The sequence below is a fragment of the Tsukamurella sputi genome, assembly GCF_007858445.1.
GTDB lineage: Bacteria > Actinomycetota > Actinomycetes > Mycobacteriales > Mycobacteriaceae > Tsukamurella > Tsukamurella sputi.
This window is the reverse complement of the sequence record NZ_VIGV01000003.1, coordinates 256,683-271,903: the sequence shown is the minus strand read 5'-3', so window position 1 is coordinate 271,903 and position 15,221 is coordinate 256,683. Positions and strand designations below refer to the sequence as shown.

Below are 15,221 nucleotides of genomic sequence, written 5' to 3'. Positions count from 1 at the left end.
GCATGGGTGAGACGTTCTTCGTGAAGATGTGGCCGCGGCTGGTGCGCAACGAGCCCCCGCTGCTGACCGAGTTGCGGCGGCGCAACCTGGCCGGCCTGTCGGGGCGCGTACTGGAGGTGGGCGCGGGCACCGGGACGAACTTCGCGCTCTACCCGGCGGAGGTCACCGCGGTGGTGGCGCTGGAGCCGGAGGCCGCTCTCCGCGTGGAGGCGGAGGCGGTTGCGGACGCGCGCATCGAGATGCGGCCCGAGCGGCTCGACGAGTACGCCGCAGCGGAGCCCTTCGACGCCGTCGTCTTCAGCCTGGTGCTGTGCTCGCTACCCGACCCCGAGGGCGCGGTCCGGCAGGTCCGCCGGCTCCTCCGGCCCGACGGTGAGCTGCGCTTCCTCGAGCACGTCGCGGCGCGCGGCGGCATGCTGGAAGGGCTGCAGAAGGTCGCCGATGCCACCGTCTGGCCGCGGCTGTTCGGCAATTGCCACGCCCACCGCGACGCCGTCGGGCTCATCAGCGGTGCGGGTTTCGCCGTGACGGCGCGCGAGGACCGGATGCTCGCTCCCGCGTGGGTCCCGTTCCCCACGTCGCCGGTCGTACTCGGCCGCGCGCACGCCTGAGTCTCGCGGCACGCCTCAGGCCGCGTGGCCGCAGGTGCACTGGCATTCGGTGAGGGTGCCGCCCGCGGCGGCGGTGCGCCGCCAGGCCGGACTCCCGGGCGCCAGCTCGGGGGTTCCGCCCACGGTGCCCGACGGTGCGCCGACGGTCACCCGCTCCCGCTCCGTGGCGGTGCGGCGCCACAGCGCCGGCGCGAGAACCGCTCCCAATGCAGCGATCCCGGCGAGCAGTGCCCACGCGGGGACCAGTCCGAAGCGCGTGGCTCCCCACCCCGCGATGGGGTAGGCGACGAGCCAGGCGAGGTGCGAGAGCGAGAACTGCGCGGCGAAGACGGCGGCCACGTCGCCGGGCGCCGCCGCGGCGCGGAGCACCTTGCCGGTGGGCGTGATGGCCATGGCCGACCCGGCGCCGCTGGCGAACCACACCGCGGCGGTCAGTGTCCACGACGGACGATCCGCCGCCGCCATCGCGACCGCGCCGGTCGCCGCGACGGTGAGCAGCGCTGCGCCCGTGAGCATCACGGACCGCTCGGTGAACCGGTCCAACAGCCGCGGGACGGCCAGCGCCACGAGCAGGGTGCCGCCGCCGGACGCGGCGAGCATCCACGCGACCTGGGACTCGGTGCCGCCCAGTCGATCGCGCACGTAGTTCACGGTGTTGACCACCACGATCGATCCCGCGGCGGCCACGGCGAAGTTGACTGCGATCACGCCGCGCAGGCTGGGGGTACGGGCGAAGATCCGCATGCCCGAGAGGATCCGGTCGGAGGGGCCGCCGGTGCCGGTCCGGCGGGCGTCGGGCACCGTCGCCCGGAGTACCAGGAGCGCGGAGGCGACGAAGCCGACGGCCGTGCCGACGAACAGCACGTCGAAGTCGATCAGCAGCAGGGCGAGCGCGGCGAGGACGGGACTGACCAGGCTCTCCATCGTATAGGCGACCTGGGACGCCGAGAGCGCCGTGGTGTATTCGCGCTCGTCCGTGATGATGTCGGGGATGACTGCCTGGAAGGTGGGCGTGAACGCCGCCGACGCGGCCTGCAGCGTGCCGATGAGCACGTAGATCTGCCACGCCTCGGTGACGAAGGGCAGCGCGAGCACGACGCCCGCGCGGACGGCGTCGAGCGCGACGAGGAATGCGCGGCGTGGGAGCCGGTCGACGTACGCCGCTGCGAGCGGCGCGATGACCACGTACAGCACCATCTTGATCGTCAGCGCCGTGCCCAGCACCACAGCCGCCGAGGAGCCCGCGATCTCGTAGGCGAGCAGGCCCAGCGCGACGGTGGTCAGGCCGGTGCCGAGCAGCGCGACGATCTGCGCACTGAATAGCAGCCGGAAATCGCGGTGCACGAAGGGACCCACGGTTCCTCCTCGTGGTCGGTGTGGTGAACGGGTCTGTCGGCGGCTCAGTGGTGCGCGTGCGCGGCGTGCTGGCCGGCGTGCGGATCGGGCTGCGGCGCACCGTCGGCGACGAGGGTGAAGTCGGCGGTGCGCACCGTGCCCCCGTGCTGGAAGTCGAGGAACAACCGGTACGTGCCGGCCGACGGCGCGACGGCGTGGAACCGGATCTCGGGTCCGGCCGGCGTGGCGGGGTCCGTGGGGTCGCCCTGCGGGTGGACATGCAGGTAGGCAAGGTCGCCGGCGCGGAGTGCGACCAGGTGGCCGTAGGCGGCGAGGTAGGGCTCGAGATCGGTGACCGGCGCGCCGCCACGGGTCAGGGTGGCCGTCAACTCGACCGCCTCGCCGGGGCGCAGCGCACCGTCGAGGGAGACGTGGAAGTCGTCGACCGTCGCAACCGCGCGCGGCGTCAGCAGGTCGACGGGGCGGTACTCGCCCGGGACGGCGACGTCGGCGCCGAGCACGAGGCCGCTCCCCACAGCAGTCGGGACGACGTCGGCGAAGAACCGCCACACGCCCGGGGTGAGGTCCAGCTCGACCGACCAGGTGCCGGCCGCGTCCATGACGGGGTGCACGTGCTGGAAGCCGCCGGTATCGCGTTGCACGGCGATGAAGTGCAGCTTCTTGTCGTGCTGCTCGTCGAAGTCGGTGACCGGCGCGCCGTCGGGGCCGAGGACGGTGAACGTGACGTGCGTGCGTCCGGCGTCGAGGATGCTCAGGGCCGGGGTGATTCGATACCCCTGTTCGGCGGTCTGAAGCCCCTGCGGGAACGGCGCGGTGGTGTGGGCGGCGTGTGCGCTGTGGTCCATGCCCCTGCTCCTTCGACGTGGCGTCGTGCGGGTTCGACGACGCTCGGTACCCCTTGCGGGCACCTCCTTATATACCCCCTAGGGGTATACAAGTCAACCGCGGAGCTGCACTCGAACTGCCGCGAAGACAGGAGTGCCCGCCACCTTCACGGTGGCGGGCACTCCTCGTGCGACCTATTGGATGCAGAGGGTCGCGATCTCCGTCTCGATCGTTGCTGCGCGTTAGTTGACAGCTGCGGCCGGAGCGGTGGGCATCACGGCGGGGTCCGACGTGAACACCGCGATCTCCTCGGCTGCGACCGTGCGGCGCGGATCGACCTGCACGCCACCCTTGTTGGTGGTCGCCAGCCGCAGTCCGCCGCCGGCGCGGGCCAGCACGTCCCGCAGGCTCACGTACAGCGTCGCCTGCCGAGTGGCCGGCACATCGTCATCGGTCGCCTCGGTGGCGATCGCCACCGCCGCGCCGTCGGACAGACGGACCAGGGGGCCGCCGCTATCGCCCGGGCGCGACCGGATGTCGGTCAGAATCCGATTGGGCGTCACAGCACGCACGACGCCGCACCGCCAGCCCGAGCTGATCCCTTGCTGGCACACCCGATCGCCGACTCGGGCATCGCCGACCACGCTCTGCCGCACAGGCCCTCGCGTCGACACCGTCGGCACCGACGGCAACAGATCCACCACCGCCCAGTCCGGCGAGGTGAAGTCGTCCTCCGCCGGGTTCGATGACTGCGACACGACCCCCACCTGCCGGAGCGCGCCCGCGCGTCCGGCGATCGGGGCACCCACCTGCTGGCCACGACGGCCGCAATGACCCGCCGTCACGGCGACCCGACGGCCATCCGGCCGCTCGGCGACGAACCCGACCGTGCACTCGCGCGTGCGAACGCGCCCGTCCGCGCGCCGCTCCTGCACCACACCAATCTCCGAACCCGGACCCACCACCGGCATCGGGGCTCGGGCACCCGCAGCGGGAGACGGTGCGGGAGCGGCGGATGCCGCCCCCGGTACAGCAAGGCCCGCCAGAGCAGCAGGGACGGCCACCGCCAGGACGGCGGCGCGAGTCAGGTGGCGCATGATGTTTCTCCCGGTCACGTGGGGCGTCGGAGCGCCTGGAAGGCGCAACGACTGTCGGACTTTGCAGTAATCTATCACTTCATGACAGTAAATCAAGGCGGGTCGACATCCGGCTGTTCGGGTCAGTCTCCGGACACCCCGGGCGTCCAGCCAGTCGCCGCGACGATGAAGCTCCACAGATAGGTGACGATCGCGAGAGCGGTGCCACCCAACGCCTTGGACACATCGCAGCGGGCGCGAGAAGCGGCTCGCACAGCGCGGAAACAGCAGGAAGACGAAAACTCGCACGACGCATGCAATGTCATACTGTGGAGTTGCATTATAGAATAGCGCTGGGTAGCAAAACACGATTCACACAGAATGCAGGGGAGGGGGCGAGAAACACGTCCGATCGTCTCTCCATACGCCTGCCGCAGCAATGCGTCCTGCAGCCCTCAAACAGAACCGATTCAGGTCAGCGCACCGTGCATTCGGAAAGCTCTCGCAAACTCCAACCATCGGGGATGTTATCGTGGTCGTAGTAATAGACGAATAACCTAATCGCACCGTCCGCGCTCAGCAGCTCCGCGCCCTGCACCTCAATCTCCTGTTCACCCGCCGTGACAAATTCGAGATCATTCCGACCTCGAGCCCGAACGACCCACAACGTATTGGCGACACAAACCATCGTCGCCGCGGACCTTCACCTCTACGGTGAGTCGATTCGTGGCACCAGTGGTTTGTATCCACCCCTTCGGGTCGATCCCGCTCCCCTTGTTGCGCCCCTTCTGGATTTCGATACACGCGCCGAACCAGCTCGATTTCTCCGGGCCTCCTCTCGCTGCCGATGCGCGGATGCCACGTTCAATAATCCACGCGGTCTCCTCAGGAAACCTACTTATTCCTGACGCGGACGCGAACTCGGATAAGGCGCTGAACATCTCGTGCGAGACTGCTTCTTCCTCTTTCATCGACTACTCCTTGCTGTCGGCTACTCGACGAGAAGCCACCCCACCGAAGGTTCGACCCTGGTACTACGCCCGTGCTTGCAACCCAGCACGGCCCAGTGATGGTAAAGGTGCAAACGTCAACACCATTCTGACAGCGACTCTCCTCAGTATCGACTCGGATTAGTATCGGCTCGGACGGAGCGACCATCAGCGGTTTCGAGCGGCGCTGCACATTCTTCCTCAAGATTGTTCTACGCGTTCAGCTGTCATCCAGATTCTACGAGATCTGCTTCACTTTCGCCGTCAGCGAGCTCCAGGCCGCCATACCGCAAGTCGGAACGCACCAGCTCCTACCTTCGTACTTGAAATGCATTTAATTCGGCACCGGCATGTGTTCAGGCTGCGCGTCGCTGGCCTCGCCCGCCTCAACCAACTGCGAGCACCGACATGAACAACAAGACCACCCTGATCGAATGATCACGCAACGACCTACGCAGCAGTGGAATTCGACGTCGCCCGAAGCAACACCGGGTGACCTCCTCACACCCAACGGCCTAGATACAGCTCAAAACGAACAATCAGATCCCGATCAGGAGGGAACAGGAATCTCACAAAAATCGAGGTTAGCAATCATTAAAGATCTTCAGAAATTTCGCCGGAGGCTAGTTGAATTCCCGCTCCGCTAGACTGCCGATACCAACTCGCCAAAGTTGTCCGGAATCGGATCCCCGGAGCGGAGTCCTAGATCTTTCATCACCCGCAGCGCTTTTGCGCAGTAGATTAGATACTCGGCTGTGGAAACGGTGTAATTCGCTCGATCGATGGGATTCTCCAAGCCTGAAACAAGCTGAGGAGGATTAACGGGCACACACTCCGATTCCCCTATCGAGGCTCGACCATTTGAGCTCAGCCATGCGTTAAATGAAGATGTATCAACAGCGTCTAGCATCGCTTCGCTCGGAAGTAGGCGCACAAACGACGCGAGATCGACAGTTTTATCATTTCCCATCGTAGAAGGATCAAAGATCCAAACCGGCGAGCTACCGGCACCACCTTCGGCAGCATCGACCCAGTATTGCACACCGCGCCAGTCTCCTGCGATGACCCTAGCCTGCTTGCCTAGTATCGCACTGATGATGCCGGACAGTGCACCTGCAGCGTTGGCGTCATAAACCTGCATCGCTCCACTTCCGATCGACACGAAAGCGTCACCGCTAGACGAGTCTCCTGATTCCACGGTAGCCATTAGGTCGAGCCTTTCTTTAGGTGGCAATGGGCAGAGATGATGATACCGCAATCTTAGCGTACTAGAGATTGCCCACCCTTCCAAATGATCTCAGAAATCAGATCTCCTTCGGTAAGCCCGGCCGCTTTGATCGCGTTCGCGATACGGGCGCCCATACTCATATTGACTGAGGCGTCAAGGAGCTGCAGATTACCCAGGGCATTCTCCCCTCCCAGCTGAAGATCGATTCTGTGATCTACATTCCATCCCTTTGGGACAAGATACTTGCCATCCGCATTGGTCGGCGCGTTTCCGAGCGCCGATAGGAACTTCTGCTTAATGCTATCGAATCCTGATCGTACGGGCTTCGTTATTGTCAGACCATCATTGAGGATCGAGTCAAGATTTAACTCTACAAGCTTCGCGATCTCCTGATTGATCTGGTCGACAGTGAATTTCGCTGGCGGATGCGAGATCTCCAGGATCTTTCCTGGCGGAGGCGTGATGCCGCCTTCCGCAGCTTCCGCCAGCGCTCGCGCGGTACTTGCCCCCGCGCTACCCGCTGATTCAGCGCCGCCACGCGCCGCCGTGCTGGCTGCATCACCAGCGGCCTCTGTGGCGGTCTTGCCTGCCGTGCTGGCCGCATCACCAGCAGCATCAGTCGCGGTCTTGCCTGCGGTACTCGCCGCATCACCAGCAGCATCAGTCGCCGCCTTACCCGCGGTACTCACCGCATCACCAGCAGCGTCCGTCGCCGCCTTACCCGCGGTACTCGCCGCATCACCTGCAGCGTCCGTCGCGGTCTTGCCTGCGGTGCTGGCTACGTCTCCGGCGGCTTCTGCTGCTTTGCCGGTTGTTTTGGCGGTGGCTTGGGCGGCTTCTTCGGCGCCCTTGGCGACCTTGCCGGCGGTGGAGGCGACCTTTCCTGCGCCCTTGGTGGGGTCGACGATTGTCTGGAGGACGTTGCCGACGACCTTGCCGGAGGCGTACGCAGTGTCGCCGCGGTCGAAGTCATCCTTCGCGATGAAGGCGTTGCCGACGGCTTTCCAGGAGTCGCCGACGCCGGGTGCACCGTCGCCGCCGAGGCCGACGAGGGGTGCCATGCCCTTAGCGGTGTCGACGGGGTGGGCGACCATGGTTCCGACACCTTCAGCGGTGTCGAGAACGCTGCGGCCGACGCCGGCACCGAAGTTCTTCACGCCGCTGCCAACGCTTTTGACCTTGTCCCAGAACGGGTCGGCGATGATCGGGTAGACGTTGTCCGGCCCCGGTTCGATGTGCTGGACCATCTCGTCGCCGTCGATGTCGTACCAGGTGGGTACTTCCTTGCCGTTGGCGTCGTAGGCCCAGGGGGCGTTGAACTGGCCAACCTGCTCGCCATTGCGGTCGAAGACGGAAATGGAGCCGTCATCGTTCTTGACCGAGCGGCCGCCCTCGGGGGTGTTGAGCGGGAACCGGTACTGCTTGGGAGCGTCCTGGTTCTTCATCAGGATCAGCTTCTGGTAGTCCCCGTCTTCTTTGGGAACGGTGATGATGTCGTAGCTCGGGTCGGCGCTGGTGCCGTCCGGGTTGAGTTTGAGACCGGCCATCTTGGCCATCTCCTCCGGGGTGCGGCCGGCGCTGCCACCGGGCTGCGCCTGGTCCCACAGCTTCCACGCCTGATCGGCGGTGGGCTTGGAACCGCCGCTGGTGTTGCGGCGACGGCCGGCCATGACACCGGTGGCTTCGGCGACGAGGTAGGACCATGACGGTGCGCCGTCCTTGTTCTCACCGCCCCCGTTGTCGGGGCCGCTGCCACCTTCCGTGCCGAGCGCACCGGGTCCACCGTTGCCCCTACCGGGGGCGCCGCCACTGCCGGCGGCGCCGGGAGCAGGACACTGCGATTGGGTCTGCGTGACGGTCACCGTCGACTGGGAGGGCTGTCCGGACTGCGTCGGCTGGCCGGTCTCCTGCTGCCCGGTCTGGTTAGGGCGTCCGGGTGCGGTCGTGCGGACCGGGTTCTGCTGGCCGGTCTGTCGGCCCTGCGCCGGCTGCTGCTGGCCGCCCTGGCCGGGATGTTCGTTGCCGGGGATGTTCGGGGCTTGCTGGCCGGGGGTGCCGAACTCCGGGGTCTGGGCCTGGATGCCCGGGCCGTTGTCGCCGCCCCGCGAGGGGGAAGTGGCGATCCCGTTGTCCTGCCCACCCTGCTGCCCGCCTTGCTGCCCACCCGGCGCGCCGGTCTGTGCCGGCGGCGGAGTGAAGGTGAGCGTCGGCGCGTTCGGGTCCGGTCCGCAGGTAGCGGGTCCACCGCCGGGGCACGGCGCCGCCGCAGCGATGCCACTGCCGGCGGTGGTGGCGGCGAAGCCCATCATGCCGACGGCGACGACGATCCCTGCGACGGCAGCAGCGGCACGCACCTGCGCGGGTGCGGGTGCGCCGACACCGGCATCACGAAGCTTGCCGAGGCCTGCGAAGAGGATCTTGCCGACGATGACCATGACGAGCCAGAAGGTCAGGAACACCACCGGCACGGGGGTGAACCGCGGGGCTTCGATGGAGAACAGCACGCCGCCGAAGATCCCGGCGAGGCCGATCACGGTGAGGAATGCGCCCTGCAGACGTTGCTGCAGCACCGTCTGCGACGGTGCTCGCGAGCTCGAAGCTGTGCCGGATGTGCCACCGCTGTCGTCCGGACGCGCCGGCGTCACGGACCGTGAGTGGCGCGCGCTGCCGGATGGCAGCGGCGCGGGCTGCGGTTGCCGCGGGGTGGGTGTGGGCATCAGAACACTCCAAAGTGCAGGGAAGTGGATCGGCGATTCGGCGAAGTGCCGGGTGATGGATGCCAAGCTTCCACACGATTCGGGCGTGTCAACCACCTCAGCGCACTAAACATGCGTCTCCGCAGGCCAGGGTTGGTTTGTTTAGTGGTGTTTAGCGGAGTCACTAAACACGACAGCCTGGTTCGGGGCTTGTTTGGCGGCCCGCTAAACAACGCAAATCGCCCATAGTCCCGCGGCGAGGTGGTCGCTGAGTCGATCTCAGATGCGAGCCGGGTGCGGGGAGTTGGATAGGTGCGCATCGGTGGTCTAGGCGGTGACGGCGCCGAGGGCGAGACCGAGGCCGAGGATCATGACGATGAGCACGATGAACACCGCGGCGATCAACTGATGCACGCGCAGCGTGTGCAGGGACGCCGCCTGCGACGCGGTCCAGAACTCGGTCACGTCGCCGCGTGGGATGTGCGCTGTGGTCGCGGCTCCGAACCGGAACGCCTGCCCTGGGGTTGCCGCGGGTTCGTCGATCGCTGCCGCGGGTGCGAGGGCGATGAGGGCGTCGGCGGTCAGAGTCAGGCGGACGTGGTCGTAGAGCCAGGCTCGGGGGCGGCCGGCGGTGGCCCAGCGGTGCGCGTCCTGCTCGAGTGCGCTGCGGGCGATGAGCACGGGGCGGGCCTGCTGTACCCAGCTCGCCAGGCGCGGCCAGGTCTCGATCAGCCGCAGGTCCGTCAACCGCACCAGGTCCTGGTTTTCGGTGCCTGGGTCGGGAGTCAGAGTCAGAGCGCCCACCTCGACAAGTTCGGCCGCTGTGCGCCCCGCTGCGGCGGGCACTTCGGGAGTGCGAAGGGCGAGGTCACCGGTCGACGAGACCGCGACACAGCTCAGGAACAGCACTCGAGCGTCGTCCAGACGTACCGACGACGCCGTAGTGTCGGTGGCGGTCGCCCACTGCTCGGCGGCGGTCGCGATCTGCGTGAGCACAGGGAGAGCGGGGTCGCGCCCGGTGGCGGTGTTGAACAGGTGCTGCCACTGCGGCACCGTCACCACGCCGTCTCCGACCACACCCCCTGTTGTGGCGCGGGCGGTCAGCCACACCAGCATCGGCTCGATCGTCTCGAATCCGCTTGGCAGGTGCCGTCCGGTGCGCCAGTTCGACACCGTCGCAGCACTGACCCCGATCGCGTCCGCTACCGCCCGCACCGTCGGCGACCCGGCGAGCGTGAACAACCGCCGCAACGCCGAGGCGAAGACCGCGGCGCCGTCCCCTGCCTCGCCGGGATCCGCGGAGGCCATCAGCGCGCGCCGGTGCGAGCAGCGTTCCACACCGCGCTCGCACCGCCAACAACGAGGTTGCTCGCGAGCATCATCACCAGCACGAAGATCACGAACACCAGCGGCATCGTCCACCGCTCACCCCAAGCGTTCAGGTGGGAGACGGCGAAGCCGCAACCGATCAACAACACCAACCCGATAACCAACCCGGCAGCCTTCCGGGCGAGTGCCCGCAGCTCCTCGTCGGCCGACCTCCCATCCGGCGCCCCACCACCAGCAACCGCCGGTGCCGGTGAGGCAGAGGGCGCGGCCGCTCCAGACGCGACCGCCGGTTGCTGCACAGGGAGTTGTCGGGTCTCGTCCGCGGACATGGGCCACCCTTTCGGTACGCTTACGACATCACAGCGGTTCAGGCGAGTTGTCGCCTTCCACCGAACCTGACCGTAGCGGATGTTCATCAGCTCCGCGGACACCTGATTCGAGATCACCCACACAGGTAGCAGTCATCCGAAGACGTCTTGTCATGCCCCACCCAGCTTCACGGTAGCGATAACGCCCCAGGTAGAAGCGCAATCGCGGTGCGAGATTCGGCCAACACTCCGGGGCGAGCGATCGACGGACGCGGCGCGAACTCACTGCACAACAGCCGTAAAGACTGGCGTATTCAGGTAACTGTGATCGATTTGTTATGCACTCGGATTGCGAATCCGCGGTTCAATGTGGTGCTATTGGGGCTGTTGTTGCAGATGTGACATTGTCGATCGTTCTCACCTGGGGAGACCACACCATGCCCACCGCGCCTCGCACGCACCCGCCCCGGCTTCCGCGCACGCTCATCGGTCTGTGTGCTGCAGCCGCAACCGTCGCCATCACGGTGGCTCCGGCCGGGGCGGCTCCCGCGCCGGCGCCCAAGCCGACCCCCGCGGCAGCGGCAGCCCAACCCGCCGCCAACGCAGTCACACCTCCACCCGCACCGCGGATGCGCGTCCCGGTCCCCGGGCAGATCCGCGACGGAGAGTTCGCCGACACCAGCCGCGAACTGATCACCCGCGACGGCTGGAAAGTCACCGTTTCCAAGTTCGGGGAGAAGCTCGATTCCGTTCCGCCGCTGAACCGATCGCCCCAGAGTTTCGAGGGCTTCAGCTCCGTGGGCGGCGAGGCGAAGATCGAAGCCGAGCACCCGAACGATCCGAAGCGTAAGCCCACCAGTCGAATCAAGTCGGCAACTCTCACTACAGGGGTCCAAGTCGGCTGCGCCGTGACCGCAGACAGCCTCACCGTCGGCGGATCACTGTCGAACGCGACCACCGCCTCGATCACCCCGACCGTCACCGCGTCCGGCACCGTCACCGGACAAGGGCAAGGCGGCTCCAACGGCGGCTCCGGCGGCGGCAGCGTCTCCGGCACCGGAACCGGCAGCCTCTCCGGCACCCTGTCCGACACCGTCACCGAAACCGGCAACATCTCCGGCATCCTCAAACCCGGCACCACCAAAGACATCCCCTACGCCAAGAAAGCCGTCGTCGGCCCCAACGCCCAGGTCATGTCCCGCGACATCCGCATCGCCGTCGACAACTGCATCGGCGGCGTCCAAGTCCGCACCTACGCCACAGTCGCCATCAGCACCGACGCCACCGACGACACCCTCACCACCTTCGGCAAACCGATCTTCCTCACCCGTCCCGAGCAGAACAGGTAAGCGGAGACAGGGCCCACGAGGCGACCCTCTCGGCCCACAAGTAAGGCCCCTGGCCAGTGTTTCCACTGATCAGGGGCCCTGCTGTCGTCTCAACCAACGAGTCGGGGTGGCGGGATTCGAACCCACGACCTCTTCGTCCCGAACGAAGCGCGCTACCAAGCTGCGCCACACCCCGTGGTGACAACCTGCAATAGATTACTACAGCCACCGTCGGGCAGGAAATCGGCAGGTCAGGCCTGTACCGCCTCGGGGGCGATGACGGGCCCGAGCTCCACCTCCCGGTCGCGCACGGGCGCGCCGACGAGGGTGAGCAGTGAGGCCTCGGGACGGCAGAAGGTGCGGAAGGGCGCCCAGGGCGACGTGCCGAGCCCCGCGCTGACGTGCAGCTTCATGTGCGCGCCCCACGCGGAGGCGCCCTTCACCCGCGAACGATCCAGCCCGCAGTTGGTGATGAGCGCGCCGTACAGCGGCAGGCACAGCTGCCCACCGTGCGTGTGGCCGGCGAGCGCCAGGTCGTAGCCGTCGGCGGCGAACCGGTCCAGCACGTGCGGCTCCGGCGAATGCGTGAGGGCGAGCCGCAGGTCGACGGACTCGTCGGCGCGCCCCGCGATGGTCTCGTACCGGTCCCGCTCGATGTGCGGGTCGTCGACGCCCGCGACCTGGATGGTGACGCCTCCGGCCTCGAGCCGGCGCCGCTGGTGCGTGGCGTCGAGCCAGCCACGCTCCGCGAACGCCGCACGCAGGTCCTGCCAGGGCAGGGGCTCGCCGTGCTTGCGCTCGTGGTTCTTGTCGAAGTACTTGGCCGGGTTCTTCGGCGTGGGCCCGAAGTAGTCGTTCGAACCGAAGACGAACAGCCCCGGGCACGCGAGGAGCGGATCGAGCGTCTGCACGACGGACGGCACGGCGCGCGGGTGCGACAGGTTGTCGCCCGTGTTCACCACGAGATCGGGCTCCAGCGCCGCCAGATCCCGCACCCACCCCTGCTTGAGCCGCTGCCCTGGCATCATGTGCAGGTCGGAGATGTGCAGGATGCGCAGCGTCGGCGTGCCGGGCGGCAGGATCGGCAGCGTGTGCTCGCGCAGCGTGAAGGCGTTGCGCTCGAAGACCGTCGCGTACGCGATGGACGCGACACCCGCGCCCGCCAGGCCCGCTCCGGCACGGAGAAGAGGATGAACTGCCATTCCCCCAGGATACTCAGCTGCCGCTCCCCCGCACACCGCGTAACTTGGACGTCATGTCAGAAGTGAAAGCCGCTATCCGCGACGACCTCAAGACCGCGATGAAGGCCAAGGACGTCCTGGTCACCGGCACGCTGCGCATGCTGCTCTCGGCCATCCAGAACGAGGAGACCTCCGGCACCGCGCACGCGCTGACCGACGAGGAGTTCCTCAAGGTGGTCGCGCGCGAGGTGAAGAAGCGGGGCGAGGCCGCCGAGATCTTCGAGGCCAACGGCCGCGACGAGCTCGCCGCGAAGGAGCGGGCCGAGGCCGATGTCATGTCCCGCTACCTGCCGAAGCAGCTCTCCGACGACGAGCTGAACACCCTCGTCGACGCCGCGATCGCTGAGGTCACGGCCCAGCTCGGTGAGGCCCCGACGGTGCGCCAGATGGGCCAGGTCATGAAGGTCGCGAACGCGAAGGCGGCAGGCGCGGCTGACGGCAAGCGGCTGTCCTCCGCCGTCAAGGCGAAGCTCGCGTAGTGGGTAAAGCGAGCCGGCCGGGCGCGATGTGGCTCTGGGTTCTGGTCTCACTCGCCGCGGGCGCCGGCGCCATCGCCCTCTACGTGACTGCGATCATCCAGTGCTCGGCGCTGCTCGGCACCACGGGCTACCCGGGGAACTTCCCCGCGTCGCCACTGGGCGTGCGCACGATCACGATCCTGATCATCGCGATCGCCGGCCTCGTGACCGTCGCGGCGATGGCCTTCACGGGGCTGTTCGCCCTGTTCGGGCAGCGCTGGGCGACGGTGCTCTACGGACTCGCCGTCTTCGTCGGCTTCCTCCTGGCCGCGGTATCGGTGCTGCTCGGCAACGCGCGCGACTACAGCGATCCGGTGAGCCGCTTCGGCATAGACCACAACGGCGCGCCGCTCGCGGGCCTGCCGATGTGGGGCGCACTCGTCGTGATGTTCCTGTTCCTGTTCTCGCTCGCCCTCACCCGCCCTGTGTACCGGTACGCGGTGCAGCGCAGCGGCGCGTGAGTCAGAGCGCGCCGAGGGCGTAGCCGCCCCACACCGCGACGACGCTCGCCACCAGGGTGCACAGCCCGTACCCGAGGCCATCGCGGTAGCGCTTGTCCCGCAGGAGCGTCAGCGTCTCGACGGTGGCGGTGCTGAAGGTCGTGTAGCCGCCGCAGACGCCGGTGCCCAGCACCGCGAGCGCAGTCCCGCCGAGCCCTCCGCCCGCCGCGGACCCGGCCAGGAGACCGAGCACGAACGAGCCGGTGACGTTGATCAGCGCGGTCGACCAGAACGTCAGGCGGGCGCGGAGCGCACCGTCGACCAGGTAGCGCAGGACGGCGCCGAAGCCCCCTCCGATGCAAATCAGCAGCGTGGTCATGAGGTTGATCCGGCCCGCTCGCGCTGCTCCCGGCGCCGGGGCCGCACCACCGCCGCCCCGGCGAGTGCCGCGACGAGGCCGAGGAGCACCGTCGAGCCCGCGTACAGTGCGCCGACGGCCGGGCTGGCGCCGTGGATGTCCAGCGCGAACGCGCTGTACGTGGTGAGGCCTCCGCAGAAACCGGTCCCGAGCAGGAGCCGGATGCGGCGATGCCGTTCGTCGTCGGGCCGCTGCGAGAGTGCCTCGACGATGCCGCCGAGGAGGAAGGCGCCCAGCATGTTCACCGTGAAGGTGGACCAGGCGAAGGGACTGTGGGGCAGCCAGTGCCCCACCTCGGCCCGGAGAAAGGTGCCGGCCGCGCCGCCCAGGAAGACCAGTCCCAGGGCGGCGGGCCGCAGTAACGTGCTCAGGCGCCGATCAGACCGCGGTGGTCAGATCGACGTCGATGTTGCCGCGCGTCGCGTTCGAGTACGGGCACAGCTGGTGCGCCTTGGCGACGAGGGCCTCGGCGTCCGCCTGGGCGAGGCCGGGCAGCGTGGCCTTGATCGCGGCGTTGATGCCGAAGCCGGACTCGGTCTTCCCGAAGCCGACGGTGACGTCGACGCTGGCGTCGTCCGGGACGGCGACCTTCTCGTTGCGGCCCACGGCGCGGATCGCGCCGAGGAAGCACGCGGCGTAACCGGCGGAGAACAGCTCCTCCGGGTTGGTGCCCTCTCCGTTGCCGCCCATCTCCTTCGGCGGTCGCGTGTCCAGGTCGATGCGGCCGGTGGCCGACTTCACGTGCCCGTCGCGACCGCCGCCGGTGGCGGTCGAGGAGATGGTGTAGACGACGTCCAAGCTCATATCGCACTCCTTCGCATTCGTGCCGCCCAGGCCCGGACGGCGTCACCCTCGACA

The 15,221-nt window shown here is 67.6% G+C and carries 15 protein-coding genes and 1 tRNA gene; 4 read left to right on the top strand and 12 right to left on the bottom strand.

The window, feature by feature from the left end; genetic code table 11:
• Positions 1-2: 2 nt before the first annotated feature.
• The gene (locus tag FK268_RS10790; RefSeq protein WP_146433895.1) at positions 3-611 is read left to right on the top strand and encodes a class I SAM-dependent methyltransferase; all 609 of its coding nucleotides are present in this window, start codon (positions 3-5) and stop codon (positions 609-611) included.
• Positions 612-626: 15 nt separating this feature from the next.
• Here FK268_RS10790 and FK268_RS10785 read toward each other — a convergent pair whose 3' ends face one another.
• The 7 genes from FK268_RS10785 to FK268_RS10755 form a co-directional block, all read right to left on the bottom strand.
• Entirely contained in the window at positions 627-1,967 is a 1,341-nt protein-coding gene (locus tag FK268_RS10785; RefSeq protein WP_146433893.1) for an MFS transporter, read from the bottom strand.
• A gap of 44 nt (positions 1,968-2,011) precedes the next feature.
• A complete protein-coding gene (locus tag FK268_RS10780; RefSeq protein ID WP_146433891.1) occupies positions 2,012-2,812 on the bottom strand; it encodes a DUF8832 domain-containing protein in 801 nt (266 codons plus the stop codon).
• Between the two features lie 222 nt (positions 2,813-3,034).
• Complete coding sequence (locus tag FK268_RS10775) at positions 3,035-3,889, bottom strand: S1 family peptidase (protein WP_146433889.1); 855 nt, start codon at positions 3,887-3,889, stop codon at positions 3,035-3,037.
• 1,611 nt (positions 3,890-5,500) lie between these two features.
• Positions 5,501-6,064, bottom strand: coding sequence for a hypothetical protein (locus FK268_RS10770; protein WP_146433887.1), 564 nt, complete (start codon positions 6,062-6,064; stop codon positions 5,501-5,503).
• A gap of 53 nt (positions 6,065-6,117) precedes the next feature.
• On the bottom strand, positions 6,118-8,655 hold the full coding sequence (locus tag FK268_RS10765) for an HNH endonuclease (protein ID WP_146433885.1): 2,538 nt from the start codon (positions 8,653-8,655) through the stop codon (positions 6,118-6,120).
• 453 nt (positions 8,656-9,108) lie between these two features.
• Positions 9,109-10,089: a helix-turn-helix domain-containing protein gene (locus FK268_RS10760; RefSeq protein WP_146433883.1), complete on the bottom strand. Its 981-nt coding sequence runs from the start codon at positions 10,087-10,089 to the stop codon at positions 9,109-9,111.
• Positions 10,089-10,439 (bottom strand): hypothetical protein, encoded by a 351-nt coding sequence (locus FK268_RS10755; protein WP_146433881.1) that lies wholly within the window; start codon positions 10,437-10,439, stop codon positions 10,089-10,091. The genes FK268_RS10760 and FK268_RS10755 overlap by 1 nt, the downstream gene beginning before the upstream one ends.
• Before the next feature lie 416 nt (positions 10,440-10,855).
• On the opposite strand from FK268_RS10755, the gene FK268_RS10750 reads away from it, so the two are divergent.
• Complete coding sequence (locus FK268_RS10750) at positions 10,856-11,767, top strand: MspA family porin (protein ID WP_146433878.1); 912 nt, start codon at positions 10,856-10,858, stop codon at positions 11,765-11,767.
• A gap of 101 nt (positions 11,768-11,868) precedes the next feature.
• On the opposite strand, the gene FK268_RS10745 is transcribed toward FK268_RS10750, so the two are convergent.
• Together FK268_RS10745 and FK268_RS10740 are read right to left on the bottom strand one after the other, a co-directional pair.
• Positions 11,869-11,942, bottom strand: a tRNA-Pro gene (locus FK268_RS10745).
• Positions 11,943-11,997: 55 nt separating this feature from the next.
• Positions 11,998-12,948, bottom strand: coding sequence for a metallophosphoesterase (locus FK268_RS10740; protein WP_146433876.1), 951 nt, complete (start codon positions 12,946-12,948; stop codon positions 11,998-12,000).
• Between the two features lie 53 nt (positions 12,949-13,001).
• On the opposite strand from FK268_RS10740, the gene FK268_RS10735 reads away from it, so the two are divergent.
• Positions 13,002-13,466 (top strand): GatB/YqeY domain-containing protein, encoded by a 465-nt coding sequence (locus FK268_RS10735; RefSeq protein WP_146433875.1) that lies wholly within the window; start codon positions 13,002-13,004, stop codon positions 13,464-13,466.
• Positions 13,466-13,966 carry a hypothetical protein gene (locus tag FK268_RS10730; RefSeq protein ID WP_146433873.1) on the top strand — a complete coding sequence of 167 codons (501 nt, stop codon included), beginning with the start codon at positions 13,466-13,468 and terminating at the stop codon, positions 13,964-13,966. The genes FK268_RS10735 and FK268_RS10730 overlap by 1 nt, the downstream gene beginning before the upstream one ends.
• A gap of 1 nt (position 13,967) precedes the next feature.
• Here the strand turns inward: FK268_RS10730 and FK268_RS10725 are convergent, their stop codons facing one another.
• From FK268_RS10725 to FK268_RS10715, 3 genes are read right to left on the bottom strand one after another with little or no spacing between them, the layout of a single operon-like run.
• On the bottom strand, positions 13,968-14,324 hold the full coding sequence (locus FK268_RS10725; protein WP_146433871.1) for a fluoride efflux transporter FluC: 357 nt from the start codon (positions 14,322-14,324) through the stop codon (positions 13,968-13,970).
• Positions 14,321-14,692 carry a fluoride efflux transporter FluC gene (locus tag FK268_RS10720; RefSeq protein ID WP_269434227.1) on the bottom strand — a complete coding sequence of 124 codons (372 nt, stop codon included), beginning with the start codon at positions 14,690-14,692 and terminating at the stop codon, positions 14,321-14,323. Before FK268_RS10720 ends, FK268_RS10725 begins: the two co-directional genes overlap by 4 nt.
• Before the next feature lie 49 nt (positions 14,693-14,741).
• Positions 14,742-15,167 carry an organic hydroperoxide resistance protein gene (locus FK268_RS10715; RefSeq protein WP_146433867.1) on the bottom strand — a complete coding sequence of 142 codons (426 nt, stop codon included), beginning with the start codon at positions 15,165-15,167 and terminating at the stop codon, positions 14,742-14,744.
• Between the last annotated feature and the right edge of the window lie 54 nt (positions 15,168-15,221).

What these genes read in the sequence shown, in the direction of transcription:
- FK268_RS10775 (WP_146433889.1), bottom strand. Translation starts at nt 3,889, where the DNA reads ATGCGCCACCTGACTCGCGCCGCCGTCCTGGCGGTGGCCGTCCCTGCT.
- FK268_RS10770 (WP_146433887.1), bottom strand. Translation starts at nt 6,064, where the DNA reads ATGGCTACCGTGGAATCAGGAGACTCGTCTAGCGGTGACGCTTTCGTG.
- FK268_RS10725 (WP_146433871.1), bottom strand. Translation starts at nt 14,324, where the DNA reads ATGACCACGCTGCTGATTTGCATCGGAGGGGGCTTCGGCGCCGTCCTG.
- FK268_RS10740 (WP_146433876.1), bottom strand. Translation starts at nt 12,948, where the DNA reads ATGGCAGTTCATCCTCTTCTCCGTGCCGGAGCGGGCCTGGCGGGCGCG.
- FK268_RS10750 (WP_146433878.1), top strand. Translation starts at nt 10,856, where the DNA reads ATGCCCACCGCGCCTCGCACGCACCCGCCCCGGCTTCCGCGCACGCTC.
- FK268_RS10780 (WP_146433891.1), bottom strand. Translation starts at nt 2,812, where the DNA reads ATGGACCACAGCGCACACGCCGCCCACACCACCGCGCCGTTCCCGCAG.
- FK268_RS10760 (WP_146433883.1), bottom strand. Translation starts at nt 10,089, where the DNA reads ATGGCCTCCGCGGATCCCGGCGAGGCAGGGGACGGCGCCGCGGTCTTC.
- FK268_RS10715 (WP_146433867.1), bottom strand. Translation starts at nt 15,167, where the DNA reads ATGAGCTTGGACGTCGTCTACACCATCTCCTCGACCGCCACCGGCGGC.
- FK268_RS10755 (WP_146433881.1), bottom strand. Translation starts at nt 10,439, where the DNA reads ATGTCCGCGGACGAGACCCGACAACTCCCTGTGCAGCAACCGGCGGTC.
- FK268_RS10735 (WP_146433875.1), top strand. Translation starts at nt 13,002, where the DNA reads ATGTCAGAAGTGAAAGCCGCTATCCGCGACGACCTCAAGACCGCGATG.
- FK268_RS10790 (WP_146433895.1), top strand. Translation starts at nt 3, where the DNA reads ATGGGTGAGACGTTCTTCGTGAAGATGTGGCCGCGGCTGGTGCGCAAC.